This window comes from Phenylobacterium sp. (genome assembly GCF_041916435.1).
In the GTDB taxonomy this organism is placed as follows: Bacteria; Pseudomonadota; Alphaproteobacteria; order Caulobacterales; family Caulobacteraceae; genus Phenylobacterium.
Map to the genome: position 1 here is coordinate 326,818 of NZ_JAYRZM010000001.1, position 26,617 is coordinate 353,434.

Genomic DNA, 26,617 nt, shown 5'->3' on the forward strand with positions numbered 1-26,617 from the left:
CGGCTGAGCTTGACGCTGGCCCGACGGGCGGGCGAGGACTCTGATGAGGAGGAGTCGCGCCGCATGAGCATCGCCGCCGCCATCGCCTACAAGGACGGCGCCCGCGCGCGGGAGGTGTCGCTGGACGACCCGCGGGAGCTGAAGCTGGGCGAGGGCGAGTTCGTCTGGATCGGGCTGGTTCAGCCCACCGAGGAAGAGCTCGCCAAGCTGCAGGTGCGGTTCGGCCTGCACCCGCTGGCGGTGGAGGACGCCTTCAAGGCCCACCAGACGCCGAAGGTGGAAAGCTATGGCGGCCAGCTCTTCGTGGTGACCAAGACCGCGCACCTGGGCGAAGAGCGCATCGAGTACGGCGAGACCGACATCTTCGTAGGCCCCAGCCACATCATCACCGTGCGCCACGGCTCGGCGCGGGCGCACACCAAGCTGCGCGAGCAGCTCGAGGCCTCGCCCGGCCTGATGAAGCACGGCGTCGACTATGTGCTGCACGCCATCCTGGACTTCGTGGTCGACGGCTACCTGCCGATCGTCGAGGACCTGGAGGAGGAGGTGCTGGGCATGGAGCGGCGGGCGCTGGACGAGTTCCTGAGCCGCGAGGAGGTCAACCGGCTGTTCCACCTCAAGCGCGACCTGATGCGCTTCAAGCGGGTGGTGGGGCCGATGGGCGAGATGTGCAGCCTCTTGGAGCACCTGGAATCGCCGTGCCTGGACCCGGGCGTCCGGCCCTATTTCCGCGACGTGTCCGACCACGTGCGGCGGGTGGGCAACATGACCGACGCCCTGCGCGACGTGATCACCTCGGTGTTCGACGTCTCGAACCTCTTGGAACAGCAGCGCCAGAGCGCCATCACCCGCAAGCTCGCCGCCTGGGCCGCCATCCTGGCGGTGCCGACCGCCGTGGCCGGGATCTACGGCATGAACTTCCAGCACATGCCCGAGCTGCACTGGAGCTTCGGCTATCCGCTGATCCTGGGCCTGATGGCGGCGGCCTGCGGCGGGCTCTACCTGAACTTCCGGCGGAACCACTGGCTGTAGGGCGGGCGGCGGGACGTTTGGTTCTGGGGGGCGACGAAAGGCCGGGAACTATCCTTTGCGGACGTTCGAAACGTCCGCTTGCGAGAGCAATCTAGGCGACGACTCTTCCTCAGAGACCTTAGCCAACAATCTAGCAAGGTCGGTGGTCGCTTCGAGATATTGAACCTCCGGCCGCCGCGCGGCAGGCTGGGGCATGTCCTTAGATAAGCGCGCGGTCGCCATATTGATGAACACCTATTGGTCGTCGGCCGGCTGGCGACCCGACCGGTCCGTCGCGCCCGAAGACTTCGCCTACGCCAGGTCCAAAGGTGTCATGTTCGACGCCGTGCGCCTTTCACACGACGATGCGATCAAAGCGGCGGTCGAGGCTGCGGCCAATGTGCGGCAAACCGAAATTGTGGCGGCCTTTATCGCCAGCCTTGGATCAAGACGTCTGGATTGGCGGTCCGCCTTAGGCAGCTACGCCGTAGCACGTCACTTGGGCCAGCACTCCTTGTCCGTCCTTGATGGCCAGAGACGCTGCACATGTTGCGGACTTTACGGTAGCCAGAATATCGACCTGAACGTCCTCAATTTTGAGCGGCTGAAGTGGGGCGGCGTACGGCATCTCGACCCAATCTTCATGTCTTTCGATCTGCGCACATTCCGTGACGATATACAGCCCTCGCCGGAGGCGGCTGACTTCATCATCTTGCGCGATATCCTAGATGCGGCACGGGGACTGCCTGAGACTGCCCGTCTTGGAGATTTGGATAAGGCCTTGGCCAAGTCATTGCGCTCAAACAGCGCCGAGCGGCGGGCACTGATAAGCATCCTGGGCTTCGCAGGCATCCTAGTCGATCCGCAGAGACCTAGCTTCAGACAACGATTTGTTCCAGAAAGCGAACGCGAGCAGACGCCTTGGCACAAGGACGACTGGCCCTATCCGGTCCAATGGTGGAACGGCAGATGCGGCGTTGATGAAGATGCCGTACTCGACTGGTTCCCGATGCTGACGCTTCACTGATCTGGTGACACGCCACGCGGTGCGGGGAGGCCGAAACCCACCCATAGGCGACGTTGACGGCTTCGCTAGCGCCGGGTCACGTGTTTCGTATGCAGGACGAAGAAGCCCCAAATTCCGCCAGGCCCTCGCTGGAATGGCGGGCGGTGTTCCAGAACGTGGAACTGAATATCCTGCACGCCGAATGCTTCGAGCACGATGTCGGGGAACACGATTGGTGGGAGCAACTTAGCGGGGTCAGCCTGGGTTGGGTGTGCGCGCGCCTCGATGGCGACCTCGTCGGGTTCGTGAACGTGGCGTGGGACGGCGGCGCCCACGCCTTCATTCTCGACACCATGGTCACACGCGCGATGCGCCGGAAGGGTTTGGCGTCCCAATTGATCGACGCGGCGTGCAAGGCCGCCAGAGCGGCCGGTTGCGAGTGGTTGCATGTCGATTTCGAGCCGCATCTGCGCGACTTTTATTTCGGTGCATGTGGGTTCAGACCCACCGACGCCGGGCTAATTGCGCTTAGATAGCAGCGAGGTCCGCTTCCGACCCATTGCCGACGTTGAAAAGGTCAGCTTGCGGGCGAGAGATCTGCAGCTAAGCTACGCGCATGTCGTTCGTCAGGCGCTGCCTCTCGCCCCTTGTCAGCTTTCGCATCAACAGGGGGGCTTTTGGGGTCGCCTTCCTACTCTTGGCGCTGGTCACCGTAGGCACGGCCAAAATCTATCCGTCATTCTTGAACGGCGGTTTTGTTTGGCCGTGGATGTTCTTGCACGCAGCGCGTCTGCACGACTTCAATCGTCGCGGTCTATGGGCTTGTCTCGTTGTGGTGGCAATACTAAGCGCATTCGTAATGCTCGCTACCCTTCGTCCGCCCAATTTGCTCTACGGCCCTCTCGCTATACTTGCATTCGCCGCCCTCGCCATCTTCACCTTATGGGCTGGCCTTCGCCCCGGAGACGCCGGGAATAATAGGTTCGGGAAGCCACCAACGCGACTGGGAATGATGTGGACGCTAACTCGACCCGTTTGAGGCCTAGGGCGACGTCTTCTCCCCACCCCTCGCGGACCCTCGCTGCGTCTGCTTCCCGCCGCGCTCGCTGCGCTATCGCCCCGTCCGTCGCATCGAGGACGCACAGGGCCTCGCCGACCCCGATCTTGGCGACGCCGGCATGGCCGAGATGCGCGGGCCCCTCGCCAGGAGAGGCCCGCGCGGGCAGGCGCAGTCAGATCGGTCGCCGGCTCAGAATTTCGCCGCTACGCCGATGGCGTAGGTCGATCCGTAGCGCTCGTTCTCGACGAGCTGGCGGGAATTGCCGATCCAGCGGCGCCAGTCGGCGTCGGTGAGGTTCTTGCCCTCGGCGTAGACCTGCCAGTTCTTGTTGATCGCGTAGCCGACCTTGAAGTCGAGCCGGCCGCGTCCGGCGGTGTAGGTGTCGGTCGCGTCGCTGTCGCCGAGGGTGTCGAGGAACTTGGAGCGGTACGAGTAGGCCAGACGCGCAGTCCAGTTGTACTTCTCGTAGGTCAGCTCCGCCGTCCCCGTGAGGTCGGAGGTGTAGATCAGCGGCACGCTGCGGCCGTCGGCGTCGGTGTGAGACTTCTGGGCCGTGGCGTTGAACGACACGCCCATGCCGTCGAAGGGCGAGGGCAGGTAGTTGTCGAGCTGCATGACGAAGTTGAACTCGGCGCCCTCGGCGTAGGCGCTCGACAGGTTGACCGGCTGGAAGATCTTCACGCCGGTGTAGGTGACGCCGTTGATGGTCTCGGAGGCCGGATCGCGCTCGGTCTGGAAGACCGGGTTGTCGATGTTCTTGCGGAACAGCGAGATCGAGATCACGCCGCTACGGCCGAAGTAGTGCTCGACGCCGATGTCGAAGTTGACCGACTTGAGCGGCTTGAGCTCGGGGTTGCCGAGGCTGATTTCGCCGTCGTTGCGGCTGTAGTTCACCGTCGGCGCCAGGTCTTCGTAGTTCGGCCGGCCGATGGCGGTGGTGACGGCCAGGCGCACCAGCGTGTTCTCGTTGAAGTCGTAGCGCCCGACGATCGAGGGGAAGTAGTCGGTGTAGGACTTGGAGCCGAACACGTTGAACGGCGTGTCGAACGAGGCGGTCTCGTCGAACTGCTTGCCGGCGTAGTCGGACTTGGTGTGCTCGACGCGCAGGCCCGGAATGACGGTCCAGCGGTCCACGTGGATGGTCGCCTGCACGTAGCCGGCGGCCACCTTTTCCTTCACGTCGTAGTCGCCGCCGAGATCGTCCGGCACCGAGCCCTCGGCGTCGAGGGTCAAGACGTTGTGGCTGCGGGCGTAGTCCAGCGCTTCCTGGAAATCGACGGTCGGGCCGAACGTATTGCCATAGAGGGTGCGCGCGGGGACGGCGGTGAAGTCGGTCAGCGGCATGGAGCCGGAGGCGACTTCATAGAGGCGGTAGAAGACGTCGCTGCGCTTGTGGCGCTGGGTGTACTTGAGGCCGACCTTCCAGGTGGTGTCGCCCGCGAACATGGTCGTCGGCAGGGTGTAGTTCGCCGAGACCTGATTGAGCGTCTCGCGATAGTGGTCGGCTTCCAGCTCGGCCTCGGAGCCGAAGTACTTGGACGCGTCGTAGGCCGCCGCGGAGGGCGTGACCTTGAACAGGACGTCCGACAGGTCGTACGTGCCGCTGGCGTCGGACTTGCTGTCGGTGGCGAAGGCGAAGTTGTAGCGCGGGTCGTCGTCCTTGACCGCGCTGGAGGTGGTGAAGTCCGCGTCGAGCACGCCGCCGCCGACGTCGAACTGGCCGCCGAGATTGATCGTGGCGATGTGCTCGTCTTCGTAGCGGTACTTGACGTCTCGCTTGGGAACCTTGTTGCCGGCGTAGGTCCCGGTGCCGTCGCCGGTCGGCGTCTGGCTCTTCAGCGAGATCGTGAACTGCTCGCGCTGCTCCATGTCGGTGAAGTGCGAGAACAGGGTGTGCAGGTGGAGCTTCACCCCGTCCTTGGGACGCCAGTCGAAGTTGACCGCCGCGCCCTGGCGGTTGCGGGTCACGTCGTAGTTGCGCAGCTTCCAGTCCTTGGGCACGACCTGGTCGCCGACGGCGGTCCAGGTGCTGGAGCCCTGCAGGTTGTCGGAGCCGAACGGACGGCGCGAGGCGTTCAGCGCCACGACCACGCCGAAGTCGTCGTTCGCGCCGAAGCGCGCCCCGCCCGAAAAGTCGGTGTCGTAGTAGCTGCTGTCGGTGAGGTCGATGTGGCCGAAGCTGTAGCGGCCCGTGAAGAACGGCGCGCGGCGGTCGAAGGCGGTGGCGGTCTTGATGTCGACCGCGCCGGCGATGGCGTTGGCGTCGTATTCGGCGGTCTGGGCCTTGATCACCTCGACCGAGCCGATGAGGCCGGACGGGATGGTGTCGACCTTGACCTCGCGGGTGTCGGCTTCGGGCGCGGCGGCGTCCTGGCCGTTGATGCGCACGGCCGTCAGCGACGGATCGAGGCCGCGAAGGATGACGTAGCGCCCTTCGCCCTGATCGTCGTCGACCGAGACGCCCGGCATGCGCTGCACCGCTTCGCCGACGTTCTGGTCCGGCAGCTTGCCGGCGTCGTTGGCGGTGACCACGCTGCGCAGGTTGTCGGACTTGTGCTGCTGCTCGAGCGCCTCGCGCTCGGCCGCGCGATGGCCGAAGACGACGACGGAATCCACGGTGTCCGTGTCGTTATCCGACGTGGTTGTTACATTTTGCGCGTGAGACGCGGTTGCAAATCCAAGCGCGCAAGCGGCGCTCAACATGAGCGTTGATCTCAATTTCATGATTATTCCCCCTCCACACCTCGTCCGGGTGGGCGGGGACGGCGCTAGCACGCGACTACGACGGTTTTGCTACCCCTGCGCATGTTGGCGAGGCGGCGCGCGCGGACGTTGATCCACCGTGTTCCGTCCGCCCCACATTGCGGCGAAGGCGCCTCGCCTCAGCGCGCGGCCGCAAGCCGCGTCTCGGCGAGGCGCTCGAGCGTTTCCAGGGCGCACGAGGCGGCCCGGTCGGCCGCGCCGCAGCCGTCGATCGTCAGCCACTGGAAGAACGGCGGCGAGCGGGCGTCGAGCGGCGTCAGGTCGCGCATCTGGTCCATGGTCTGCGATCGGTAGAAGGCGCGCACGAACCGCTTGCCGGCGGCGTCTTCATAGAGCGCCAAGCCGAACGCGCCTCCGGGCGGCGGGGTGTTGGCGGGATAGGACGGCACATGCCAGTCAAAGCCGAGGAGCCCGCTCATCTCCGATATGTTGGTGTCGTGCCCGACCAAGACGGTGAGCCGGGCGGGGCCGTTCAGCGCCTCCAGCATGCGCTTCAGAAGGGGGCCCGCGCCGCGCGCGGCGATGTAGAGCGGACGCTGCAGGACCTCGCCCTTCATGGCGTGCAGGCCCATCAGCTGTTCAATGTCCTGGCGGGTGGCGCGGCCCCAGCCGACCTCGGCCATCGGCAGGCCCTCGACATATTCCAGCATCAGCGTCTGCGCGGCGGTGGGGCCGAAATCCAGGGGGCCGCTCAGCTTGGGCCTGCCCCCGCCGTCGACGAAGGCGCTTTGGAGATCGGCGAGCGAGCAGGACGCCGCCGCGGACGGGCAGGCCGGGGCGGCGCAACAGCCGAGCACGCGGCCCAGCGCATCGAGCTCCTGGCGGTGGGCGGCGGCGACGGCGTCGAGGGGGCCGACCGCCTCGACAATCGCCGCCCGCGCGGCGGCGGGGTCCATGGAGGCCCGCTCGGGCGGAGAGAACAGCGGGTCGTCCTCGCCCTCGGGATTGTGGCCGTTGACCAGCCCGCAACCGGGGGCCAGGCCCTCCAGCAGGGCGTCGCCGGTGCGGATCGTCCGCTCGTCGCTGTCGGACCAGACCACGACCTCGCCGGGCGCGGGACAGCCCCGCCGCGGCAGCAGGCCCGCCTTGGACCAGCGCATCCTGTCGGCCGCGCCGAGCAGGCGGATCGCGGCGTAGCCGTGGGCCGTCAGGTGTCCGTAGGGCGTATTCCACTGCGGCCACGGATCGGCGGCGACGCCGGGGGGCGTGACCTCGGCCTTCGTCGGCGGGCGCACGCCATGCCGGGTCAGCATGACGACGCGCTCAAGCTTGAGCGGCTCGGCGCTGGCCGGCGCCGCGGTCCAGGCCGCGAGCAAGAGGATCAGGACGACGAGGCGCTTCATGCCATTCTCCGGCCGCGGAGCTGCGGAGCCGCGGCCATCGCACTTTCGTGTATAAAGTTGATGATGGCCCGCAGCGCCGGGAGTCGCCACGCCCCGCCAAGCCCTGGAACGAGCCATGCCCCTCGTCGGCCCGCTGAAGATCAAAGCCCAGCTTCGCTGCGGGAGCGATTTCGCCATGGGGCCGGGCAAGGCCGACCTGTTGGAGGCGATCGACCGCGAGGGCTCGATCTCCGCCGCCGGCCGGGCGCTGGGCATGAGCTATCGCCGCGCCTGGCTGCTGGTGGACGAGATGAACCGGACCTGGAAGCGTCCGCTCGTCGAGACGGTGGCCGGCGGCGGCAAGGATCGCGGCGCCCATGTCACCGAGACCGGGCGCCAGGTGCTGGCCGCCTATCGCGACCTGGAGGCCCGGCTGGTGGAATCCGCCGGCGGAGAGGCCCTGGCCCGGCTGCAGCGCCTGTTGCTGGACGAGCCGCGCCCCTCGCAGAAGGGCGCCTAGAGCGGGCAGTCCGGCTTGGGCAGGGAAAGGCGCGGATCGCGCACGAAGCTCTCGTCGGTCAGGGCGCGCAGGAAGGCGATGAGCTGATCCGCTTCGGCCGGGCTCGGCCGCAGCATCCGGTGCGCGGCGATGGCGGCCTGAAGATCGGCGGCGGAGCCGTCGTGCAGGTAGGGGCCGGTGAGAGCCACGTTGCGCAGGCTGGGCGTGCGGAAGGCGTAGGCGTCGGACGGCCGATGGGTGATCTCGGCCAGGCCCTGGTCCTCGCCAGCGGTCTGGCCGATGCCGTGGAAGGCGCCGTCGGTGAAGAGGGCGCCGGCGTGGCAGCTTGCGCAGGCGGCGCGGAAGCGGGCCTGGCCGAGGCGGGCCTGCGGCGACAGCCGGCCCCGGTCGACGGGCGCGTCGAACGAGACCAGGGTGCGCTCGAAGGCGGCGATGGCGTCGACCACCTGCGGCGTCGCGATCCTTCCGCCGCGCTCCGGGAAGGCGGCGGCGAACAGCCGGCGGTAGCAGGCGTTCGCGGAGAGCCTGCGGGCCAGTTCGGCGTCCTGGCCGCCCATGGCCATCTCCACCGGATGGTCGCCGAACAGGGGGATGCGGGCCTGGTCCTCCAGGCGCTGGACGCGCGGGTCCCCCCAGGTGAGCGAGGGCAGATAGCCGACGTTGGCCAGGGCCATGACGTTGCGCCGGCCGGGCTCGCCAGTGGCGCCCGGATGGGTGCGATTGCCGTCGGCGAAGGCGTTCTTCTGCTCGTGGCAGGTGGCGCAGGACATCGTGCCGTCGATCGACAGGTCGGCGTCGTAGAACAGCCGGCGGCCGAGTTCGACCTTGGCCGGGTTCGACGGATTGTCCGCCGGCTGCGGCGGCGGGCCGATGGTCCTGGGCGCGGCGGCCGCGCAGACCAGCGCCAGGGCCGCCAGCGCCGCGCGCGCGAGCTTCAAGGCGCCTGCACCACCATCACCGCCACGGCCGGCGCGCCGTTCGCGGAGATCTGGATCACGTGGCGGCCGGCGGCGAGCGGGAAGGTCACCATCTTGCGCACGCTGGAGCAGGCGGGGCCGTGGCCGTGCGCCGTGGAGGCCACCGGCGCGCCGTCCGCCAGCACGTCCAGCCAGGCGCCGGAGCCGAGCGCCACGCGGTAGCTTCCCGCCCGCGGGACGGTCACGGCGAGCAGCCCGCCATAGCTCACCGAGCCGCCGGGCTTTTCCGGCTGGACCAGGTAGGCGACCTCGGGCGTGCGGCTGAGCTTGATGTCATAGGCCCGGCCGATCTGAAGCTGCGCGGCGTCCAGCCCCGCTTCGGCGGCGGCGGCGGCGAGCGGCGCGGGGCTGGTCCAGCCGGCGAGATCGGCGGGCAGGTTGGCGTCGGTCGCCGCGCAGTCGGCCGGGGCGGGCTGCGCCATGGGCTGGGCCGCGGCGGGGGCGGCGGCGGCCAGGACCAGGGCGGCGATCCAGGCCGGGCGGCGGGGCGTGCGGGAATGCTCAAGCATCATGTGCTGTATTTCACCATATATCGAGATGGGCGTCTCCCGGCCCTAGCTATATATGAATGGATATAGAGATTCGATCCGCTGACGCGGCCACGACATCCCCGGGGGAGCCCTCATGCAAAAGACCATCGCGCTCTTCGCAGCCGCCTCGACGCTCATCCTCGCCACGGCGGCGCGCGCGGCCGACGACGGCCAGGCCGGCCAGGCGTTCGAGCTGGGGCAGATCATCGTCACCGCGCCGCGGGTGCAGGGCGTGGCGATCGACGCCAACACCCTGTCGTCGGAGGCGATCTACGCGTTCTCGCGGCCGACGCTGGACGACGCGGTCAACCTGATTCCGGGGGTGGCTTCGTCGAACACCGGCGGCTCGCGCAACGAGCGCGTGGTGTCGGTGCGCGGCTTCAACCGCTTCCAGGCGCCGCTGATGATCGACGGGGTGCGGGTGTTCCTGCCGGCCGACAACCGGCTGGACTACGGCCGGTTCCTGACGCCCGACGTCGCCGAGGTGCAGGTGGCCAAGGGCTATGTCTCGGTGCTCGACGGGCCGGACGGCATGGGCGGGGCGATCAACCTGGTGACGCGCAAGCCGACCAAGCCGTTCGAGGCCGAGGCGCAGGCCTCGCTCGACATGGGGCGCAAGGGCGAATACGCCGGCTACACCGCCTTCGGCCTGATCGGCACGCGCCAGGACCGCTGGTACGCCCAGGCCAGCTATGCGCGGCGGTTCCAGGACCACACGGACCTGTCCGGCGACTTCACCCCGACGGCCAGCGAGGACGGCGGCGAGCGCGACCTGTCGCGCGCCGAGGACTGGCGGCTCAACCTGAAGGTCGGGGTGACGCCCAACGACACCGACGAATACAGCCTGAACTACACCAAGCAGGAGGGGGAGAAGCTGGCGCCGCTCTCCACGGTCGATCCGGTGTCGACCCAGCGGTTCTGGACCTGGCCCTACTGGAACATCGACAGCCTCTATTTCCTGTCGACGACGGCGCTGAGCGAGCGGCTGACCCTGAAGACCAAGATCTACCGCAACACCTTCGACAACCTGCTGCGGGCCTTCGACAACCGCAATGAAAACACGCAGACCCTGGGCCGCGCGTTCAACAGCTACTACGCCGACGAGGCGCACGGCGGCGCGCTGATCCTGGCCGTCCAGGCCACCGACGCCGACAAGGTGAGCCTGGCCGCCTACTATCGCCGCGACGAGCACGTGGAATGGCAGCAGGGCTTCCCGTCCGGCGCCGTGGAGCCGCACCAGACCTCGCTGGAGGACAGCTACAGCCTGGCGGTGGAGAACGTGCTGGAGCTGTCGCCGGCGCTGACCTTCACGGCGGGGGCCAGCTACGACTGGCGCGACCTGAAGCGGGCCGAGGACTACACGAGCGGCGCCTATGTCTTCTATCCGCTACGCGACAGCCACGCCGCCAACGGCCAGGCCAAGCTCTCCTGGCGGCTGGACGACAAGAGCGAGGTCTACGCCTCGATCTCCTCGCGGGCGCGCTTTCCGACGCTGTTCGAGCGGTTCAGCTCGCGCTTCGGCGGGGCGGTGTCCAATCCGGACCTGAAGCCGGAGCGGGCGACCAACTTCGAGGTGGGCGGCGCGCGCGAGCTGGGCGGGGTCCACCTGGAGGGCGCGGTGTTCTACTCGCGCCTGGACGACGTGATCGTCTCGGTCCCCTTCATCTACACGACCTGCACGGCGGCCGGGGTCTGCACCGACAACGCCGTCAGCCAGAGCCGCAACGTGGGCGAGGGCGAATACTGGGGCCTGGAGGGGGCGGTGGTCTGGCGGGCCGCGGAGACCCTGAGCCTGGGCGCCAACTACACCTACATGCACCGGGACCTGACCGATCCCAACAACGCCGCCTTCCGGCCGACCGACGTGCCCGCGCACAAGGGTTTCGTCTACGCCGACTGGCGTCCGCTGGCGCGGCTGCGGGTGCTGCCGAGCGTGGACCTGGCCTCGGACCGCTGGACGGTGAACACCGCCGGCACGCGCTACTATCGGACCGGCGCCTACGCCGTGGCGAACCTGCGCGTCGACTACGAGCTGGCCGACGGGCTGGAGGTGGGCGTCGGCGGCCGCAACCTGTTCGACCAGAACTACCAACTCGTCGACGGCTTCCCGGAACAGGGGCGCACCCTGTTCCTGAGCCTGCGCGCGCGGCGCTGAGGCGCGGCGCGGCTACTGGGCCTTGGCCTCGTCCGCCGCCTTGAGGACGCGCAGGGCGTTGCCGCCCCAGATCTTGGCGACGTCCTCCTTGGTGTAGCCGGCGGCCATCAGGCGCTTGGTGATTTCCGGATAGTAGGTGACGTCCATCAGGCCCTCGATGCCGCCGCCGCCGTCGAAGTCGCCGCTGACGCCGACGTGGTCGACGCCGACCACCTGGATGGCGTGGAACATGTGCTTCATGAAGTCGTCGATGTCGGCCTTGGGCACGGGCCATTTGGCGTCGATGGCCTTGCGCCCGGCGATGAAGGCCTTGCGCTGGTCGGGGGTCATGTCGTGGCCGTCGAAGCCGATGGACTTCATCAGATCGGCCATGGCCGCCTCGCGCTCGGGGATCTTCGGCGTGGCGATCATGTAGTTGTTGAAGGCGTTGATCTGGATGACGCCGCCCTTGGCCGCGAGCTTCTTCAGGATCTCGTCGGGGACGTTGCGCGGATGGTCGAACACCGCGGCGACGCCGGAGTGGGAGAGGATGATCGGCGTTTTGGACAGCTCGATCATTTGCTCGGTGGCCTCATTGGAGGAGTGCGAGGCGTCGATCACCATGCCCAGGCGGTTGGCCTCGGCGACGAACTGTTTTCCGAGGGGCGACAGGCCATGCCACTCGGGGCCCTTGGGGTCGGTGGAGCTGTCGCCCAGGTCGTTGTTGAGGAAGTGGATCGGCCCGATCATGCGCACGCCGAGCTTGTAGAAGGTCTGCATCAAGGTCAGGTCGTCGCCCAGCGGATAGCTGTTCTCGATGCTCATGAAGACGAAGCGCTTGCCCTCGGCGGCGATGCGCGGGGCGTCCTCGGCCTTGGTGGCGAGCTCGAACTTGTCGCCGTGCTTGGCGACCATCTCGTGGATCTCGACGGCGCGGACGATGGCCGCGTCGCGGGCGGCGGCGTCGCCTTCCGGCGTGCGCGGACCCTGGGGGGTGAAGATGGCGAAGAAGCCGCCGTCGACCCCGCCCTCGACCATGCGCGGATAGTCCACCTGGCTGCCGTCCACGTTCACGTCGTGGCGGTCCATGATGTCCCAGCCGGGGATGTGGAAGTTGGCCGGGGTGTCGAAGTGGGTGTCGAGCACCAGGGCCGCGGCGTGGGCGGCCTCGGCCGGGGTTTCGGCGCGCGCGGCCGACAGGCTCGCGGCCAGGATCAGCGCGGCGAGCGACACAGTACGGATCTTCACTTGGACTACCCCCGAAACGGCGAAGGGCGCAGGTGAGCCCTTCGCCGCCGGGGAGGCAAGCCTGGCCCGGCGGACCGGCGGCTCAGAGCCGGTCGATGCGCGCGGCGTAGCAGCCGCGGCCCGCGTTGTGGGCGTGCTGGCTAGGGCTTGGCTGTCTCCAGAAGGACTCAGGCGGCGTCGTGGAAGATGACGCCGAGGGTGTGGCGATGGCCCGAGCGGATGCGGCTGACGCCGTGGCGCATGATCGCGCGGGCGGGGCCGCGGGGGCCGGCGATGGGGCGGGCCGCGACGGCGAAGACCAGGGCGTCGCCCTGGGACAGCGGGGCGACCTCGGGCCGGGACTGCATGCGGGCCCGCTGCTCGGTGAGCACGAACTCGCCGCCGGTGAAGTCGCGGCCGGGCTGCGAGAGCAGCACCGCGACCTGCAGGGGAAAGACCTCCTGGCCGTAGAGGTCCTGGTGCAGGCGGTTGTAGTCGCCAGGGCCGTAGCGCAGGACGAGCGGGGTCGGCCGGGCCTGGCCCGCCGCGTGGCAGCGGGCCAGATAGTCGGCGTGGGCCGCCGGATAGCGGGCGGGCAGGCCGAGCGCGGCGTTCCAGGCGTTGGCGACCTTGGCGAGCGGCGGATAGAGCCCGGTGCGCAGGGCCTGGACCAGGGGCGGCAGGGGATAGGCGAAGTAGCGGTATTCCCCCTGGCCGTAGCCGTGGCGCTGCATGATCACCTGCTTGCGGAAGCCCTCGCCGTCGTAGGCGGCGGCGAGGGCCTCGCATTCGGCCGGCGTCAGCAGCGCCGGGATCACCGCCGAGCCCTGGGCGTCGAGCTCGGCGGCGAGCGCGGTCCAGTCGAGGCCGGCCAGGCGGGATTCGACAGGTTGGGTCACGCGGCGGCCTCGCGCTTCAGCAAGGCCGCCTTGCGCTCGACGCCCCAGCGGTAGCCGGAAAGCTCGCCGTCGGTGCGCACCACGCGGTGGCAGGGGATGGCGATGGCCAGCGCATTGGCCGCGCAGGCGCCGGCGACCGCGCGGACGGCCTTGGGCGCGCCGATGCGGCGGGCGACGTCGGCGTAGCTTTCCCGCCGGCCCGGCGGGATCTCGCGCAGGGCCCGCCAGACCCGGTGCTGGAAGGCGGTGCCGCGCACATGGAGCGGCAGGTCCAGCCCCTGGGCGGGGTTCTCCACGAGGCCGACGACCCGGGCGACCAGCGCCTCGAAGGCCGGATCGGCGCCGACCAGTTCGGCCCTGGGGAAGCGGTCCTCAAGGTCGCGGACCAAGGCGGCCGGATCATCGCCCAGGAGGATCGCGCAGACCCCGCGGTCGCTGGCGGCGACCAGGATCGAGCCCAGGGAGCATTCACCGACCGCGAAGCGGATCGTCGAGCCCGTCCCGCCGGCGCGGTACGCGCCCGGGGTCATGCCGAGCACCTCGCCGGCGGTCTCGTAGAAGCGGCTCCCGGAGTTGAAGCCGGCCTCGTAGATCGCCTCGGTGACGCCGGCGCCGGAAGCCAGGCCCTGGCGAACCTTTTCGGCCCGGCGCTGGGCGGCGTAGGCGCGGGGGGTGACGCCCACGGCCTCCTTGAACACCCGGTGGAAGTGATGCGGGCTGAGGCCCGTGGCGCGGGCCAGCTCCTCGAGCGGGGGCGGGGTCTCGGCCTCGTCGATCAGGCGGCAGGCGAGGGCGGCGGCCTTGGCCCGGCGCTCGGCGAGGGAGGCTTCGGTCGGCTTGCAGCGCTTGCAGGGGCGAAAGCCGGCGGCCTCGGCCTCGGCGGGCGAGGCGTGGAAGGCGACGTTCTCGCGCAGGGCCGGGCGGGCGGCGCAGGAGGGGCGGCAGAAGACGCCGGTGGTGCGCACCGAATAGAGGAAGGCGCCGTCGGCGGCGCGGTCCTTGGCGACCACGGCGGCCCAGCGGGCTTCGTCGCTCGCGAAGGGGTTCGGGGTGAAGGTCGGTTGCATGGTCTTGTCCATCAGTCAGATCGTGACCGGTGGTGTAGGGGGCGCGGCGAAGCGGCGAACTCCGCTCCTTGCGCTCAAATTCGCTCATGGGCCGGCCGGTGCAAGGGCGCGGGGGACGCGGAGTCCGATTTGCGCGATCGGCCCCGCCGGCCTATATCGGCCGCTTCAACCGGAGGCCTTGAACATGGAACGCGACCTGGACGCCCGCTTCGCCCGCCTCGTTCATCGCGCCCCGGTTTTCCATGTCCGCCTTCATCACCCTCGACGGCCTGTCGTATCGCACGCCTGACGGCCGCACCCTCTTCGACAATCTGACCCTGAGCTTCGGGCCCGAGCGCACCGGCCTCGTCGGCCGCAACGGCGCGGGCAAGACGACGCTCCTGCGCCTGATGCTGGGCGAGCTCTCGCCGCTCGCCGGGAGCGTCAGCGTGCGCGGCCGCCTGGGCGTGCTGCGCCAGGCGCATGCGCCGCCGGAGGGCGCGAGCGTGGCCGACGTGATGGGCCTGGCCGAGCCGCTGGCGCGGCTGGCGCGCATCGGCGAGGGGCGCGGGGAGGCCGATGACTTCGACCTGGCCGACTGGACGCTGGAGGCCCGCCTGGAGGCGGGGCTGGCGCAGGTGGGGCTGGAGGGGCTGGACCTTCAGCGCCCCGCCGCTTCGCTGAGCGGCGGGCAGGCGACGCGGGCGGCCCTGGCCGGGCTGCTCGCCGCCGAGCCGGACGTGCTGGTGCTGGACGAGCCGACCAACAACCTGGACGCCGGCGCGCGCGAGCTGATCGCCGAGGTGCTGGGCGGCTGGGGCGGCGGGGCGGTGGTGGTGAGCCACGACCGGGCGCTGCTGCGCCGCATGGACAGGATCGTCGAGCTTTCCGCTTTGGGAGCCAAGACCTACGGCGGGAACTTCGACCTCTACGCCGAGCGCAAGGCCGAGGAAGAGGCCGCCGCCGCGCGCGACCTGGAGAGCGCCGAGCGGGGCGCGCGGGCGGTGGAGCGCGAGGTCCAGGCGGCGCGGGAGCGCAAGGCGCGGCGCGACGCAGCCGGCCGGCGCTTCGCCGCCAAGAAGAGCGAGCCGAAGATCCTGCTGGGCGCCATGGCCGAGCGGGCGGAGAACTCCGGCGGCCGGGGCGAACGGCTGGCCGAACGGCGGCGGGCCGAGGCGGGCGCGGAACTGGAGGCGGCGCAGGCCAAGGTCGAGCGGCTGCGCGCCCTGGCCTTCGAGCTGCCGCCGTCCGGCCTGGCGGCGGGCAAGACCGTGCTGGTGATGGAGGATGTGGGATTCGCCTATCCGGGCGGCCGGCCGGCGCCGGAAAAGGTCTCGCTGCGCATCGTCGGGCCCGAGCGGGTGGCGGTCGTCGGGCCGAACGGAGCGGGCAAGACCACGCTCCTGCGGCTGGCGGTGGGCGAGCTGGAGCCGACGCGGGGGCGGGTGACGCGGGGCGTGGAGGCCGCCTTCCTCGACCAGAAGACGGCGCTGCTGGCCGAACACGAGACGCTCCTGGAAGCCTATCGGCGGCTCAATCCCGAGGCCGACGACAACGCCGCGCATGCGGCGCTGGCGAAGTTCCTGTTCCGCAACACCGCGGCGGCCAAGCCGGTGGCGGCCCTGAGCGGCGGCGAGCGGCTGCGCGCGGCGCTGGCCTGCGTGCTGACCGGGGCGAGTCCGCCGAAGCTCTTGGTGCTGGACGAGCCCACCAACCACCTCGACCTGGATTCCATCGCCGCGGTGGAGGCGGCGCTCGCCGGCTACGACGGCGCGCTCCTGGTGACGAGCCACGATGCGGACTTCCTGGCGGCGATCGGCGTGGAGCGGCAGGTGCGGCTGGGGTAGGGAGAGGCGAGGCGCTCGCCCGCCTTGGGAGATGACGATGCGGATCTGGGGACGGCGCAACTCCATCAACGTGCAGAAGGTGCTGTGGGCCGCCGACGAGATCGGGCTGGACTACGAGCACATCGACGCCGGCGGCGACGCGGGCGGGCTGGACGAGCCGGCGTTCCGGGCGATGAACCCGCACGGGCGCGTGCCGGTGATCGACGACGGCGGCGTGGTGGTGTGGGAATCCAACGCGATCGTGCGCTACCTCTGCGCCCGCTACGCCGAGGGCGGGCTCTGCCCGGCCGGAGCGGTGGGGCGGGCGCAGGCCGACCAGTGGATGGACTGGGCCCTGGCCGACTTCCAGCGCGACTTCATGTTCGTCTTCTGGGCCTGGTACCGGATGCCGGCGGCCAAGCGGAACATGCCGGCCGTCGAGGCGACCTGGGCGCGCGTGGGCGAGCACCTGGGCCTCCTGGACCGCGAACTCGCGCGGCGGCCCTATCTGGTTGGCGAGGCCTTCACCATGGCCGACATCCCGGCCGGGACCATGCTCTACCGGCTGTTCGAGCTGGAGCTGGAGCGGCCCGAGGCGCCCCACGTGCAGGCCTGGTACGCGCGGCTTAGCGAGCGATCGGCGTACCAGGCCCACGTGATGCGGCCGTTCGGCGAGCTGTTCGGCCGGCTGGCGTTCTGAAGGGCGGGGAAGGCCGCTCATCCTTCTCCCCTTGCGGGAGAAGGTGGCCTTCCGGAGGAAGGTCGGATGAGGGGTTGAAGATCATATCCGCTTCAAGAGCGGCGCTGGCGGGCGCAAGCGGGGAGGTTTGAGAGACCCCTCACCCGACCCGGCTCCGCCGGGCCACCCTCTCCCGCAAGGGGAGAGGGGGCTATGCGCGGGGGCTAGGACGGCGGGGGCTTGCGGACCACGCGGAAGACCGCGTTGGCCTTGGCGCAGGGCTCGCCGTCGGCGGTGACGAAGGCCTGGGTGAAGCACAGGGTTCCGCCCGGTTTGACGAACACCGTGTCGAACTCCAGCCACTGGCCGATCCTGGCCGAGGCCAGGAAGTCCAGCGACAGGTTGACGGTGACCAAGCTTTGCAGATCGCCGAGGCGCTCGACGCACGACAGGCCCATGGCGTTGTCGGCCAGCGCCGAGATCAGCCCGCCGTGGACGAAGCCGCGGCCGTTGGCGTGGGGCCGGTCGGCCCATAGGCCCAGGATCACCGCGCCCTCGGCCTTGCGGCTGTAGATCGGCTCCCAGGGCTCGGTGACCGGGCTCCTGCGGAAGTGCGGCTCAAAGCCGGCCGGGGGCGGGGGAAGGGTGGTGGTCATCGCTCCCTCCTCACGCGGCCGCGAGCCGGGCGAGGCTTTCCAGGGTCCGGGCGCAGGCCTGGGCCGCCTCGGCGCCCTTCACCAGGAAGTGCTCGCGGAAGAAGGCCGCGTGCGGCGCGTGCTCATGGAAGTGGTGCGGGGTGAGCACCACGGAGAACACCGGCGTCTCGGTGGAGAGCTGCACCTGCATCAGGGCGCCGACCACGGTCTCGGCGACGAAGTCGTGGCGGTAGATACCGCCGTCGACCACGAAGGCGGCGGCGACGATCGCGGTGTAGCGGCCGGACTTGGCCAGCGCCTGGGCGTGCAGCGGGATTTCGAAGGCGCCCGGCACCTGGAAGACGTCGATGGCGCCTTCCGGGAAGCCCAGCTTGACCATCTCGGCGACGAAGCCGGCGCGGGCCTGGTCGACGATCTCGGCGTGCCAGAGCGCCTGGACGAAGGCGATGCGGGTGGCGCGGTAGGCGCCGTTGGCGGTGGGAAATTCCAGTGGTTGGGTGACAGCTTGGGTCATGGTCGGCTCCCTAGAGCCCTATCCGTTCAAATGGAATCATTTGAACGGAGAAATAGGGCTCTAATTCAAAGGCTTGAGCGCGATCTGGTCGCAAAACCGGTGTCCACTTTTGCGGATCGCGCTCTAGGGGTGGAACCACGACTCAGGGATCGCCGAAGCGGCGCAGCCGGGCGCGCAGGCGCGCGCGGCCGATCGCAACGGCGGTTCTCATAACCGGACTATGACCGTCGGCCCCGGAATCGCACCGGTGTCTGCTCGTCCCCGCCGGCCGGTGGGCCGACGGGCGCCCGCGGGCTTGTGCGATGCGACCAGGGCCGCAGAGCGCCATCACCGCCGGTGGGGAGTTTCACCCCGCCCTGAGAACGCGACCGCCGGAACAGCCCGGCGGCGCCTGCGATCTAGGCGCCGATGCAGCTTTCAAACAAGTGTTTAAACGCATCCGCGCCGCGTTTTGTGAAGTGACGCGGGGTCAGGCCGGCTCGGCCGCTAGGCGCGCTTGTTGAGGGTGATGGCGGTGGCCGCGCCGGTTGCGGGCTTGGCCGCCGCGCCGGGGCCGTAGCCGCCGGCCCTGGAGCGCTGGGAGGCGACCTCCTCGGCGATGGCGCGCACGATGCCCTCGGTGATGGTCTTGGCCGCCTCCAGCGCGCGGCCCTGGCGGGCGAGGACGGCGTCGAAGGCCTCGGTGGCGCGGATCAGGCGCAGGCGCAGCTCGGACGGCGCTTCGGCCACCAGCTTGGGATTGGCGCGCACGCGCATGGATTCGTGACGGTAGAGATTGGCCAGCCGGGTGGTCTCGGCCTGGTGCTGGGCCGCGTCCTGCGGGCGGCGCGCCTCGAAGGCCTGAGCCTCCAGGGCGATCAGCTCGGTCAGCCGCTCGGTCAGGATGATCATCTGTTCGACGCGGTCGCCGGCGTCGGAAGCGTGGATCGCCATCGCGCTAAGTCTCCTACTCGAGCCCTTGGAGCTTCAACATTTCGCGGCCGACCTGATCGGCCAGGCCGATGCCGCCGGCCTTGGCCATCTGCTTGGCGATGGCGTCGGTCATGAACGACTGGAACATCTGCTCGCCCTGGCCGCCGCCGAACGGCTCGGAGACCTTCACGTCCTGGAACATCTGCTGAAGCATGGACGACAGGAACGAGGCCTCGAATTTCTGGGCGGTCTGCTTGATCTGGGCGCGCTTGGCGGCCTCGTCGCCGGTCATCGGCTTGCCGGCCGACGGCGACGCGCCCGGCGTCTGCAGGAACTGGGTCGGGGTGGAGACGGCGGCCATCGAACCCATCACATCACCTCGATGTCGGCCTGCAGGGCGCCGGCGGCCTTGATGGTCTGCAGGATGGAAATCATGTCGCGCGGGGTGACGCCCAGGGCGTTGAGCCCGGCCACCAGGGTGGCGAGGGAGGCGCCGGACTGGACGGTGAGGAACTTCTTGCCCTTCTCCTCGTCCACCGAGACGCCGGACTGCGGCACCACCGTGGTCTGGCCCTGGCTGAAGGGCGCGGGCTGGCTGACCGCCGGGCTCTCGGTGACGGTGATGGTCAGGTTGCCCTGGGCGATGGCCACGGTGGAGATGCGCACGTTCTCGCCCATGACGATCACGCCGGAGACCTCGTCGATCACCACGCGGGCCGGGTTGTCGGGCTGGACGGAGAGGTTCTCCACCTGGGACAGGAAGGTGGTCATGTCCTCGCCGGCGGGCGGGCGGACGGTGACGATGGTGGGGTTGTCGGCCGCCGCCGCGCCGGGGAAGCGGGCGTTGACCGCGTCGGCGATCCGGCGGGCCGTGGTGAAGTCGGGATTGCGCAGGGTCATGCGCATCTGTGCCATATTGGCGAGCTGGAAGCCGATCTCGCGTTCCACGATGGCGCCGGCGGCGATGCGGCCGGCGGTGGGCACGCCCTTGGAGATGCTCGAGCCGGAGGCGCCGCTGGCCGAGACCGAGCCGGTCTGCACCGTGCCCTGGGCCACGGCGTAGGCCTCGCCGTCGGCGCCCAGGAGCGGGGTGACCAGGAGGGTGCCGCCCTGCAGGCTCTTGGCGTCGCCCATGGCCGAGACGGTGGCGTCGATCTGCGAGCCGGAGGCGGAGAAGGCGGGCAGCTTGGCCGTGACCATGACGGCGGCCACGTTCTTGGTGTTCATCGTCGCGTCGCGCGTGTTCACGCCCAGCCGCTCCAGCATCGCCTCCAGGCTCTGCTTGGTGAAGGGCGAGTTGCGCAGGGAGTCGCCGGTGCCGTTGAGGCCGACGACGATGCCGTAGCCCACCAGCATGTTGTCGCGGACGCCCTCGAACTCGACGATGTCCTTGATCCGGGAGTTGGCGAACGCGGGGCCCGCCGCGAGGCTCGCGGCGAAGGCGAGGGCGCTGAAGAGTCTGAAGGAGCGACGCATGGCAACCTGGCTACCGACTGGATCGGCAAGTCCCATGCGACCGGCGTGCCAAGATTGCCGGCTCGAAAAGTCTAGCGAAAACAATGCGAAGGTGATTCGCGGGGAGTCTGCGGATGCTGCCGACGGCAGAAATTGCCCGGCATTAACCATACCCTAAGCATGCCCGTGAGAGAGTGGCTCCTGAAGTAATCCGGTATGAGCAAGTTGCGCGCATGAAGGTCAGCGGTACGAGCGGCGTCGGCGGTCCGTCGGGCGGCGGCCGCACGCGCGCGACCGGCGGCGGGCAGGGGTTCCGGCTGACGCAGCCGGGCGCGGCCGCGCCGACGGCCCAGGCGGCGCCGACGGCCGGCGTGGCCGGGGTGATGAGCCTGGACGCGCTGGTGGCCCTGCAGGACGTGGGCGGGCCGCTGGAACGCAAGCGGCGCGCGGTGCGCCGGGCGGGACGGCTGCTGGACGTGCTGGAAGACGTGAAGGTCGCCATGCTGGGCGACGGCGTGAGCGCCGCCGACCTGGATCGCCTGAGCCGCGCGGTGCGCGATCAGCGCGAGGCCACCGACGAGCCGGCCCTGGAGGACGTGCTCAACGAGATCGAAACGCGCGCGGCGGTCGAGCTGGCCAAGCTTGAACTAGCCAAGCGTGCGATCTAATAGCACGCCTCGCGCGTCCCGCGTTGAAAGCGGCGCCGAGTTTGCTATAAGCCCACCCAAATCGTTCTTGGGGGTTTCCAGGGGGCGTTGAGGTGTCGATGACCACAGCCGCTGTTCTGGCTGAAGAATCCTATCGTCCTTCCGAGGACGAGGAGTTCATGAACGAGCGTCAGCTTGAGTACTTCAAGCAGAAGCTGTTGAATTGGAAAGAGGACATTCTTCGCGAATCTCGCGAGACGCTGTCCCATCTCCAAAGCGAAACCGAGAATCATCCTGACCTCGCCGATCGCGCCTCGTCGGAAACCGATCGAGCGCTTGAACTGCGCACGCGAGACCGTCAGCGGAAGCTCATTTCCAAGATCGACGACGCCCTGCGGCGAATCGAAGACGGCTCCTACGGATGGTGCGAGGAGACCGGCGAGCCGATCGGCCTGGCGCGCCTGGAAGCCCGTCCGATCGCCACCCTGAGCCTGGAGGCCCAGGAACGGCACGAACGGCGCGAGCGCGTCCACCGCGACGACTGAGGCGCCGGCGCCCGCTGCTTCAGCGTTCGGCGCCCAATGTTTTGTCAGACTTCATGAAGGCGACACAGAGTTGTCGCCGCCTTTTCGCGGACGCGGCCTAGCGACGCCCCCCGACAACGAACGGGGATGCCACATGAAGTTCCTATCCACCACGGCCGCGGCGGCCATCGTCGCGGCGCTGGCGCCGTGCGCCCATGCCGACGAGGCCCGGCAGGCCGCCGGCGCCTCGGCGGTCGACGAGGTCATCGTCACCGGCACGCGCCGGGTCGACCGCACGGCCTTCGACTCGACGGCCCCGGTGGACGTGGTCTCGGCCGAGGCGCTGGAGTCCATCGTCTCCGACCAGATCATGGACAAGCTGGCGGCGACCACCCCGTCCTTCAACGTGCAGCGCCTGCCCATGGCCGACGGCCAGGTGTTCGTGCGCCCGGCCACGCTGCGCGGCCTGTCGCCGGACCAGACGCTGGTGCTGGTGAACGGCAAGCGCCGCCACCGCTCGGCGCTGCTGGGCTCGCGCGGCGCGCAGGGGGTCGACCTGGGGCAACTGGCGGGGATCGCCATGGAGCGCATCGAGGTGCTGCGCGACGGCGCCTCCGCGCAGTACGGCTCCGACGCCATCGCCGGGGTGATCAACATCATCCTGAACGACAAGCCCGGCTTCTCCGGCTTCGTGCAGGGCGGCCAGTACTACGAGGGCGACGGCGCCAAGCTGGAGGCGGCGGGCCGCTACGGCTGGGCGAGCGACGCCGGCCACCTGGCCGTGAGCCTGGACTACACCTCGAGCGATCCGACCTCGCGCACGCGCCAGCGGGCCGACGCCATCGCCCTGCAGGCGGCCAACCCGACGCTGAAGGTGCCCAACCCGGTGCAGCGCTGGGGCCAGCCGGAGCGCGAGCTGTGGCGCGGGACCCTCGACGGGGCCTACCAACTGACCGACGCGGTCGAGCTCTACGGCTTCGCCACCTATTCGGACTCCAACGGCGTCAGCGACTTCAACTGGCGCAACCCGGCGACGGACTCCTCGTTCAAGACCTCCACGGTGTTCCCGGGCTGGGACCTGCACACGATCTATCCGACGGGCTTCTCGCCGCAGTTCGGCCAGGACGAGACCGACTATGCGCTGAACGCCGGCCTGCGCGGCTCGCTCGCCGGGTTCGACTGGGATCTCAGCGCCTCGACCGGCCGCGACAAGATCGACTACTTCATCCGCAACACCATCAACGCCTCGCTCGGGCCGAACTCGCCCACGTCGTTCCGGCCGGGGGTGCTGATCCAGGAGGAGAAGACCCTCAACCTGGACGTGGTGCGGCCGCTGGAGCTGTCGGTCCTGGCCAAGCCGGCCAACCTGGCGTTCGGCCTGGAGCGGCGCCAGGAGACCTATGAGATCGAGGCCGGCGACGAGGCCTCCTGGGCGGTCGGGCCGGGGGCGGCGACCGGCCTGCCGTCCGGCTCCAACGGCTTCCCCGGCTACAGCCCCTCGCAGGCGGGCTCGTGGGACCAGACGAGCACGGCGGCCTATGTGGACCTGGACCTGCCCTGGACCACGGCCTTCTCCACCGACCTGGCGGTGCGCTACGAGGACTTCTCGGAGTTCGGTTCGACCACCGACGGCAAGATCGCCGCGCGCTACGAGTTCTCGCCGCACTTCGCGATCCGCGGGGCCGTCTCCACCGGCTTCCGCGCGCCGACGCCGGGCCAGCTCTACAGCACGCGCACCTCGCAGGGCCTGGACACGACCACCCTGCAGCTCTTCACGGCCGGCCGGCTGTCGCCGCTCGACCCGGTGGCGCAGTACTTCGGCGCCAAGGCGCTGAAGCCGGAGACCTCGCGCAACTATTCGGCGGGGCTGGTCTGGCGCAACGACGCCGGGCTGACGCTGAGCCTGGACGCCTATCAGATCGAGGTGGACGACCGCTTCGCCGTCTCGAAGAGCTACACGGTGACCTCGGACATCCGCGCCATCCTGCTGGCCCAGGGCGTGCCGGGGGCGGATTCGCTGACCTCGCTGAACTACTTCACCAACTCGTTCGACACCCGCACGCGCGGGATCGACCTGGTGGCCTCCTGGCGCACGGACCTGGCCGGCGGGGCGCTGACGCTCACCGGCGCCTACAACTGGAACCAAACCAAGGTGCTGCGCGCCAACAGCGCCGAGGTGTCGGAACTGGCGAAGACCAACCTGGAGGAGGGGCTGCCGGCGCATAAGGGCAACGTCACGGCCACCTATGCGCACGGCCGGTTCGAGGGGATGGCGCGGATCCGCTACTATGGCGAATGGACCGACGCGGAATACCAGTCGTCGGCGAACCTGATCCAGACCTTCGGCGCCAGGGCGTTCGTCGACCTGTCGCTGAGCATGGAGCTGAACGAGCACCTCAAGGCGACGGTGGGCGGAGAGAACATCTTCGACACCTATCCGGACGAGGCCACGTTCCAGGCGTCGCGCGGGCTGATCTATTCGCGCAACGCCGTCTACGACACCGACGGCGGGCTCTACTACGTGCGCCTGAGCGCCACCTTCTAGGCCCGCGGCCCCAGCCCCCGCCGCGTACGGGACGCGGCGGGGCGCAAGGCTGTGGCTTGGGCGCTTTGGCCGGGCTAAGAACCGGCCATGACCGACCGTCTTGTAATCGCCGCCGTCCAGGCCAATCCCATCGTCGGCGCCGTGGAGCGCAACGAGGCGATGGCGCGTGAGCTCATCGCCGAGGCCTGCGAGGCCGGAGCCGACATCGCGCTCTTCTCCGAACTGTTCCTGACCGGCTATCCGCCGGAGGACCTGGCGCTGAAGCCGGCGCTGTGGAACGCCAGCCGCGCGGCGGTGGAGCGCCTGGCCGGCGCCACCAAGGACGGCTGCGCGGCGCTGGTGGGGGCGATCTGGCCGCCGGAGACGCCCGGCGGGCGGCCGCGCAACGCGCTGGCCTATCTGGCCGAGGGCGTGGTCAAGGGCGTGGCCTTCAAGTGCGACCTGCCCAACTACGGCGTGTTCGACGAAAAGCGCATCTTCGAGCGCGGCATGGGCCCGGAGGTGTTCGAGCTGAAGGGCGTGAAGATCGGCGCGCCGATCTGCGAGGACATCTGGGAAAAGCCGGTCTGCGCGGAGCTGAAGGCCAAGGGCGCGGAGATCCTGCTGGTGCCCAACGGCTCGCCGTTCCGGGTGACGGCCGACTACGAGCGGATGGACGTGGCCCAGGCGCGGGTGGAGGAGACCGGCCTGCCGCTGGTCTACGTGAACCAGGTGGGCGGCCAGGACGAGCTGGTGTTCGACGGCGGCTCGTTCATCCTGCAGGCGGACGGGACGGTCGCCATGCAGTTGGCGATGTTCGAGGAGCGTCTGGCGGTGACGACCTGGACGCGGGACGAGCGCGGCTGGACCTGCGTCGAGGCGCCGATGGAGCCGTGGTGCGCGGGCGCCGAGGAGATGTACCGCGCCATGGTGCTGGGCCTTCGCGACTATGTGAAGAAATCCGGCTTTCCCGGCGTCCTGCTTGGACTTTCCGGCGGCGTGGACTCGGCGATCTCGGCGGTGGTGGCGGCCGACGCCCTGGGGCCGGACGCGGTGCGCTGCTTCATGATGCCCTCGCGCTACACCAGCCGCGAGAGCCTGGAGGACGCGGCCGACTGCGCAAAGCGGCTGGGCGTGCGGCTGGACGAGATCAAGATCGAGCCGGCGGTGAACGCGTTCGCCGAGATGCTGACGCCGCTCTACGAGGGCCGGGCGCCGGACATCACCGAGGAGAACATCCAGGCGCGGATCCGCGGGGTCTCGCTGATGGCCCTGTCCAACAAGCTCGGCCTGATGCTGATGACCACCGGCAACAAGTCGGAGATGGCGGTGGGCTACGCCACGCTCTACGGCGACATGTGCGGCGGCTACAACGTCTTGAAGGATCTCTACAAGACCGACGTCTACGCCGTGTGCGTGTGGCGCAACGCCAACAATCCGTATGGCCTGGCGGACAACCCGATCCCCGAGCGGATCCTCACCAAGCCGCCGTCGGCCGAGCTGCGGCCGGACCAGACCGACCAGGACAGCCTGCCGGCCTATGCGGTGCTGGACGCCATCCTGCACGGGCTGGTGGAGGAGGAGGCGACGCTGGACGAGATCGTCGCCCAGGGCCACGATCCGGACACGGTGGAGCGGGTGCAGCGGCTGCTCTACGGCTCCGAATACAAGCGCCGCCAGGCGCCTCCGGGCGTGAAGATCGGCCGCCGGGCCTTCGGCCGCGACCGGCGCTACCCGATCGTCAACGGCTTCCGCGACAAGGTCACGCGCGGCTGAGCCGGATCAGGTGATTTGGGCGGTCCCGGGCGCGACGCCGCCGTTGCGCCAGGCCGCGCGCACGGCCGGGATGATCTGATCGACCGTGTCCACCGAGGTCCAGGCCTCGGCGAAGGCGGGGGGCGTCAGTTTCTGGTCGATGGTGTGGTTGAAGAGGTCGAACAGCGGCTTCCAGAAGCCCCGGGGATTGTGGAAGACGATCGGCTTGGCGTGCAGCTCCAGCCGCCGCCAGGAGAGCAGCTCCACCACCTCCTCCAGGGTGCCGATGCCGCCGGGCAGGACGGCGAAGCCGTCGGCCTCCTCGAACATCATCATCTTGCGCTGGTGCATGGAGGTGACGATCACGGTGCGCACCTCGTCCAGCGCCCGCTCGCGGCTGGTCAGGAAGTCGGGGATCACCCCCAGGACGTCGCCGCCGGCGCGGTGGGCGGCGCGCGCGCAGGCGCCCATCAGCCCCACGCCGCCGCCGCCGTAGACCAGGCGCAGCCCCTCGGCGGCCAGGGCCGAGCCCAGGGCCGCGGCGTCGGCCAGGAACGCCGGATCGGCCGCGTCGGAAGAGCCGCAGAATACGCAGATGGACCGCAGGCCGGGCGTTTGCCCCATGGTCGA

Annotated in this window: 25 protein-coding genes; 12 read left to right on the forward strand and 13 right to left on the reverse strand. The window is 69.5% G+C overall.

Annotated elements, in window-relative coordinates; all coding sequences use genetic code 11:
- The first annotated feature begins 63 nt into the window (after nucleotides 1–63).
- The 4 genes from corA (at nucleotide 64) to ACE3TA_RS01675 (ending at nucleotide 3,056) form a co-directional block, all read left to right on the forward strand.
- Entirely contained in the window at nucleotides 64–1,032 is a 969-nt protein-coding gene (corA, locus tag ACE3TA_RS01660; RefSeq protein WP_374569957.1) for a magnesium/cobalt transporter CorA, read from the forward strand.
- Between the two features lie 193 nt (nucleotides 1,033–1,225).
- Nucleotides 1,226–2,038, forward strand: coding sequence for a hypothetical protein (locus ACE3TA_RS01665; RefSeq protein ID WP_374569958.1), 813 nt, complete (start codon nucleotides 1,226–1,228; stop codon nucleotides 2,036–2,038).
- 89 nt (nucleotides 2,039–2,127) lie between these two features.
- Nucleotides 2,128–2,553: a GNAT family N-acetyltransferase gene (locus ACE3TA_RS01670; RefSeq protein WP_374569959.1), complete on the forward strand. Its 426-nt coding sequence runs from the start codon at nucleotides 2,128–2,130 to the stop codon at nucleotides 2,551–2,553.
- An 80-nt stretch (nucleotides 2,554–2,633) separates the two neighbouring features.
- Nucleotides 2,634–3,056, forward strand: a complete 423-nt coding sequence (locus tag ACE3TA_RS01675; protein WP_374569960.1) for a DUF805 domain-containing protein — start codon at nucleotides 2,634–2,636, stop codon at nucleotides 3,054–3,056.
- Nucleotides 3,057–3,266: 210 nt separating this feature from the next.
- Here the strand turns inward: ACE3TA_RS01675 and ACE3TA_RS01680 are convergent, their stop codons facing one another.
- Nucleotides 3,267–5,693, reverse strand: coding sequence for a TonB-dependent receptor (locus tag ACE3TA_RS01680; protein WP_374569961.1), 2,427 nt, complete (start codon nucleotides 5,691–5,693; stop codon nucleotides 3,267–3,269).
- 266 nt (nucleotides 5,694–5,959) lie between these two features.
- Complete coding sequence (locus ACE3TA_RS01685) at nucleotides 5,960–7,183, reverse strand: histidine-type phosphatase (RefSeq protein ID WP_374569962.1); 1,224 nt, start codon at nucleotides 7,181–7,183, stop codon at nucleotides 5,960–5,962.
- A 115-nt stretch (nucleotides 7,184–7,298) separates the two neighbouring features.
- Between ACE3TA_RS01685 and ACE3TA_RS01690 the strand changes: the two genes are divergently transcribed.
- Nucleotides 7,299–7,682 (forward strand): winged helix-turn-helix domain-containing protein, encoded by a 384-nt coding sequence (locus ACE3TA_RS01690; protein WP_374569963.1) that lies wholly within the window; start codon nucleotides 7,299–7,301, stop codon nucleotides 7,680–7,682.
- On the opposite strand, the gene ACE3TA_RS01695 is transcribed toward ACE3TA_RS01690, so the two are convergent.
- Together ACE3TA_RS01695 and ACE3TA_RS01700 are read right to left on the reverse strand one after the other, a co-directional pair.
- Nucleotides 7,679–8,620 carry a cytochrome-c peroxidase gene (locus ACE3TA_RS01695; RefSeq protein ID WP_374569964.1) on the reverse strand — a complete coding sequence of 314 codons (942 nt, stop codon included), beginning with the start codon at nucleotides 8,618–8,620 and terminating at the stop codon, nucleotides 7,679–7,681. The genes ACE3TA_RS01690 and ACE3TA_RS01695 overlap by 4 nt on opposite strands.
- Entirely contained in the window at nucleotides 8,617–9,171 is a 555-nt protein-coding gene (locus tag ACE3TA_RS01700; protein ID WP_374569965.1) for a homogentisate 1,2-dioxygenase, read from the reverse strand. The genes ACE3TA_RS01695 and ACE3TA_RS01700 overlap by 4 nt, the downstream gene beginning before the upstream one ends.
- A gap of 112 nt (nucleotides 9,172–9,283) precedes the next feature.
- Here ACE3TA_RS01700 and ACE3TA_RS01705 point away from each other — a divergent pair, with 112 nt between their 5' ends.
- A complete protein-coding gene (locus ACE3TA_RS01705; protein ID WP_374569966.1) occupies nucleotides 9,284–11,344 on the forward strand; it encodes a TonB-dependent receptor plug domain-containing protein in 2,061 nt (686 codons plus the stop codon).
- Between the two features lie 12 nt (nucleotides 11,345–11,356).
- Here the strand turns inward: ACE3TA_RS01705 and ACE3TA_RS01710 are convergent, their stop codons facing one another.
- From ACE3TA_RS01710 to ada, 3 genes are all read right to left on the reverse strand, one after another.
- The gene (locus tag ACE3TA_RS01710; protein WP_374569967.1) at nucleotides 11,357–12,571 is read right to left on the reverse strand and encodes a dipeptidase; all 1,215 of its coding nucleotides are present in this window, start codon (nucleotides 12,569–12,571) and stop codon (nucleotides 11,357–11,359) included.
- Between the two features lie 167 nt (nucleotides 12,572–12,738).
- Nucleotides 12,739–13,449, reverse strand: a complete 711-nt coding sequence (locus tag ACE3TA_RS01715; RefSeq protein WP_374569968.1) for a 2OG-Fe(II) oxygenase — start codon at nucleotides 13,447–13,449, stop codon at nucleotides 12,739–12,741.
- A complete protein-coding gene (ada, locus tag ACE3TA_RS01720) occupies nucleotides 13,446–14,528 on the reverse strand; it encodes a bifunctional DNA-binding transcriptional regulator/O6-methylguanine-DNA methyltransferase Ada (RefSeq protein ID WP_374569969.1) in 1,083 nt (360 codons plus the stop codon). Before ada ends, ACE3TA_RS01715 begins: the two co-directional genes overlap by 4 nt.
- A gap of 230 nt (nucleotides 14,529–14,758) precedes the next feature.
- Between ada and ACE3TA_RS01725 the strand changes: the two genes are divergently transcribed.
- The gene (locus tag ACE3TA_RS01725) at nucleotides 14,759–16,342 is read left to right on the forward strand and encodes an ABC-F family ATP-binding cassette domain-containing protein (RefSeq protein ID WP_374569970.1); all 1,584 of its coding nucleotides are present in this window, start codon (nucleotides 14,759–14,761) and stop codon (nucleotides 16,340–16,342) included.
- A 37-nt stretch (nucleotides 16,343–16,379) separates the two neighbouring features.
- Nucleotides 16,380–17,021: a glutathione S-transferase family protein gene (locus tag ACE3TA_RS01730; RefSeq protein ID WP_374569971.1), complete on the forward strand. Its 642-nt coding sequence runs from the start codon at nucleotides 16,380–16,382 to the stop codon at nucleotides 17,019–17,021.
- Nucleotides 17,022–17,224: 203 nt separating this feature from the next.
- Here the strand turns inward: ACE3TA_RS01730 and ACE3TA_RS01735 are convergent, their stop codons facing one another.
- The 5 genes from ACE3TA_RS01735 to ACE3TA_RS01755 all read right to left on the reverse strand — a co-directional run bounded on the left by ACE3TA_RS01735 (nucleotide 17,225) and on the right by ACE3TA_RS01755 (nucleotide 20,558).
- Entirely contained in the window at nucleotides 17,225–17,656 is a 432-nt protein-coding gene (locus ACE3TA_RS01735; RefSeq protein WP_374569972.1) for a PaaI family thioesterase, read from the reverse strand.
- A gap of 10 nt (nucleotides 17,657–17,666) precedes the next feature.
- Entirely contained in the window at nucleotides 17,667–18,170 is a 504-nt protein-coding gene (locus ACE3TA_RS01740; protein ID WP_374569973.1) for a 6,7-dimethyl-8-ribityllumazine synthase, read from the reverse strand.
- Nucleotides 18,171–18,656: 486 nt separating this feature from the next.
- Nucleotides 18,657–19,103 (reverse strand): flagellar basal body protein, encoded by a 447-nt coding sequence (locus ACE3TA_RS01745; RefSeq protein WP_374569974.1) that lies wholly within the window; start codon nucleotides 19,101–19,103, stop codon nucleotides 18,657–18,659.
- A gap of 13 nt (nucleotides 19,104–19,116) precedes the next feature.
- Nucleotides 19,117–19,374 (reverse strand): rod-binding protein, encoded by a 258-nt coding sequence (locus tag ACE3TA_RS01750; protein WP_374571099.1) that lies wholly within the window; start codon nucleotides 19,372–19,374, stop codon nucleotides 19,117–19,119.
- A gap of 77 nt (nucleotides 19,375–19,451) precedes the next feature.
- Nucleotides 19,452–20,558, reverse strand: a complete 1,107-nt coding sequence (locus ACE3TA_RS01755) for a flagellar basal body P-ring protein FlgI (RefSeq protein WP_374569975.1) — start codon at nucleotides 20,556–20,558, stop codon at nucleotides 19,452–19,454.
- A gap of 212 nt (nucleotides 20,559–20,770) precedes the next feature.
- On the opposite strand from ACE3TA_RS01755, the gene ACE3TA_RS01760 reads away from it, so the two are divergent.
- The 4 genes from ACE3TA_RS01760 (at nucleotide 20,771) to ACE3TA_RS01775 (ending at nucleotide 26,008) form a co-directional block, all read left to right on the forward strand.
- Nucleotides 20,771–21,205 carry a flagellar assembly protein FliX gene (locus ACE3TA_RS01760; protein ID WP_374569976.1) on the forward strand — a complete coding sequence of 145 codons (435 nt, stop codon included), beginning with the start codon at nucleotides 20,771–20,773 and terminating at the stop codon, nucleotides 21,203–21,205.
- Nucleotides 21,206–21,303: 98 nt separating this feature from the next.
- Entirely contained in the window at nucleotides 21,304–21,729 is a 426-nt protein-coding gene (gene dksA, locus ACE3TA_RS01765) for an RNA polymerase-binding protein DksA (RefSeq protein ID WP_374569977.1), read from the forward strand.
- 133 nt (nucleotides 21,730–21,862) lie between these two features.
- Nucleotides 21,863–24,253: a TonB-dependent receptor plug domain-containing protein gene (locus ACE3TA_RS01770; RefSeq protein WP_374569978.1), complete on the forward strand. Its 2,391-nt coding sequence runs from the start codon at nucleotides 21,863–21,865 to the stop codon at nucleotides 24,251–24,253.
- Between the two features lie 87 nt (nucleotides 24,254–24,340).
- Nucleotides 24,341–26,008 carry an NAD+ synthase gene (locus tag ACE3TA_RS01775; protein ID WP_374569979.1) on the forward strand — a complete coding sequence of 556 codons (1,668 nt, stop codon included), beginning with the start codon at nucleotides 24,341–24,343 and terminating at the stop codon, nucleotides 26,006–26,008.
- 6 nt (nucleotides 26,009–26,014) lie between these two features.
- On the opposite strand, the gene ACE3TA_RS01780 is transcribed toward ACE3TA_RS01775, so the two are convergent.
- A complete protein-coding gene (locus ACE3TA_RS01780; RefSeq protein ID WP_374569980.1) occupies nucleotides 26,015–26,611 on the reverse strand; it encodes a TIGR00730 family Rossman fold protein in 597 nt (198 codons plus the stop codon).
- Nucleotides 26,612–26,617: the final 6 nt, after the last annotated feature.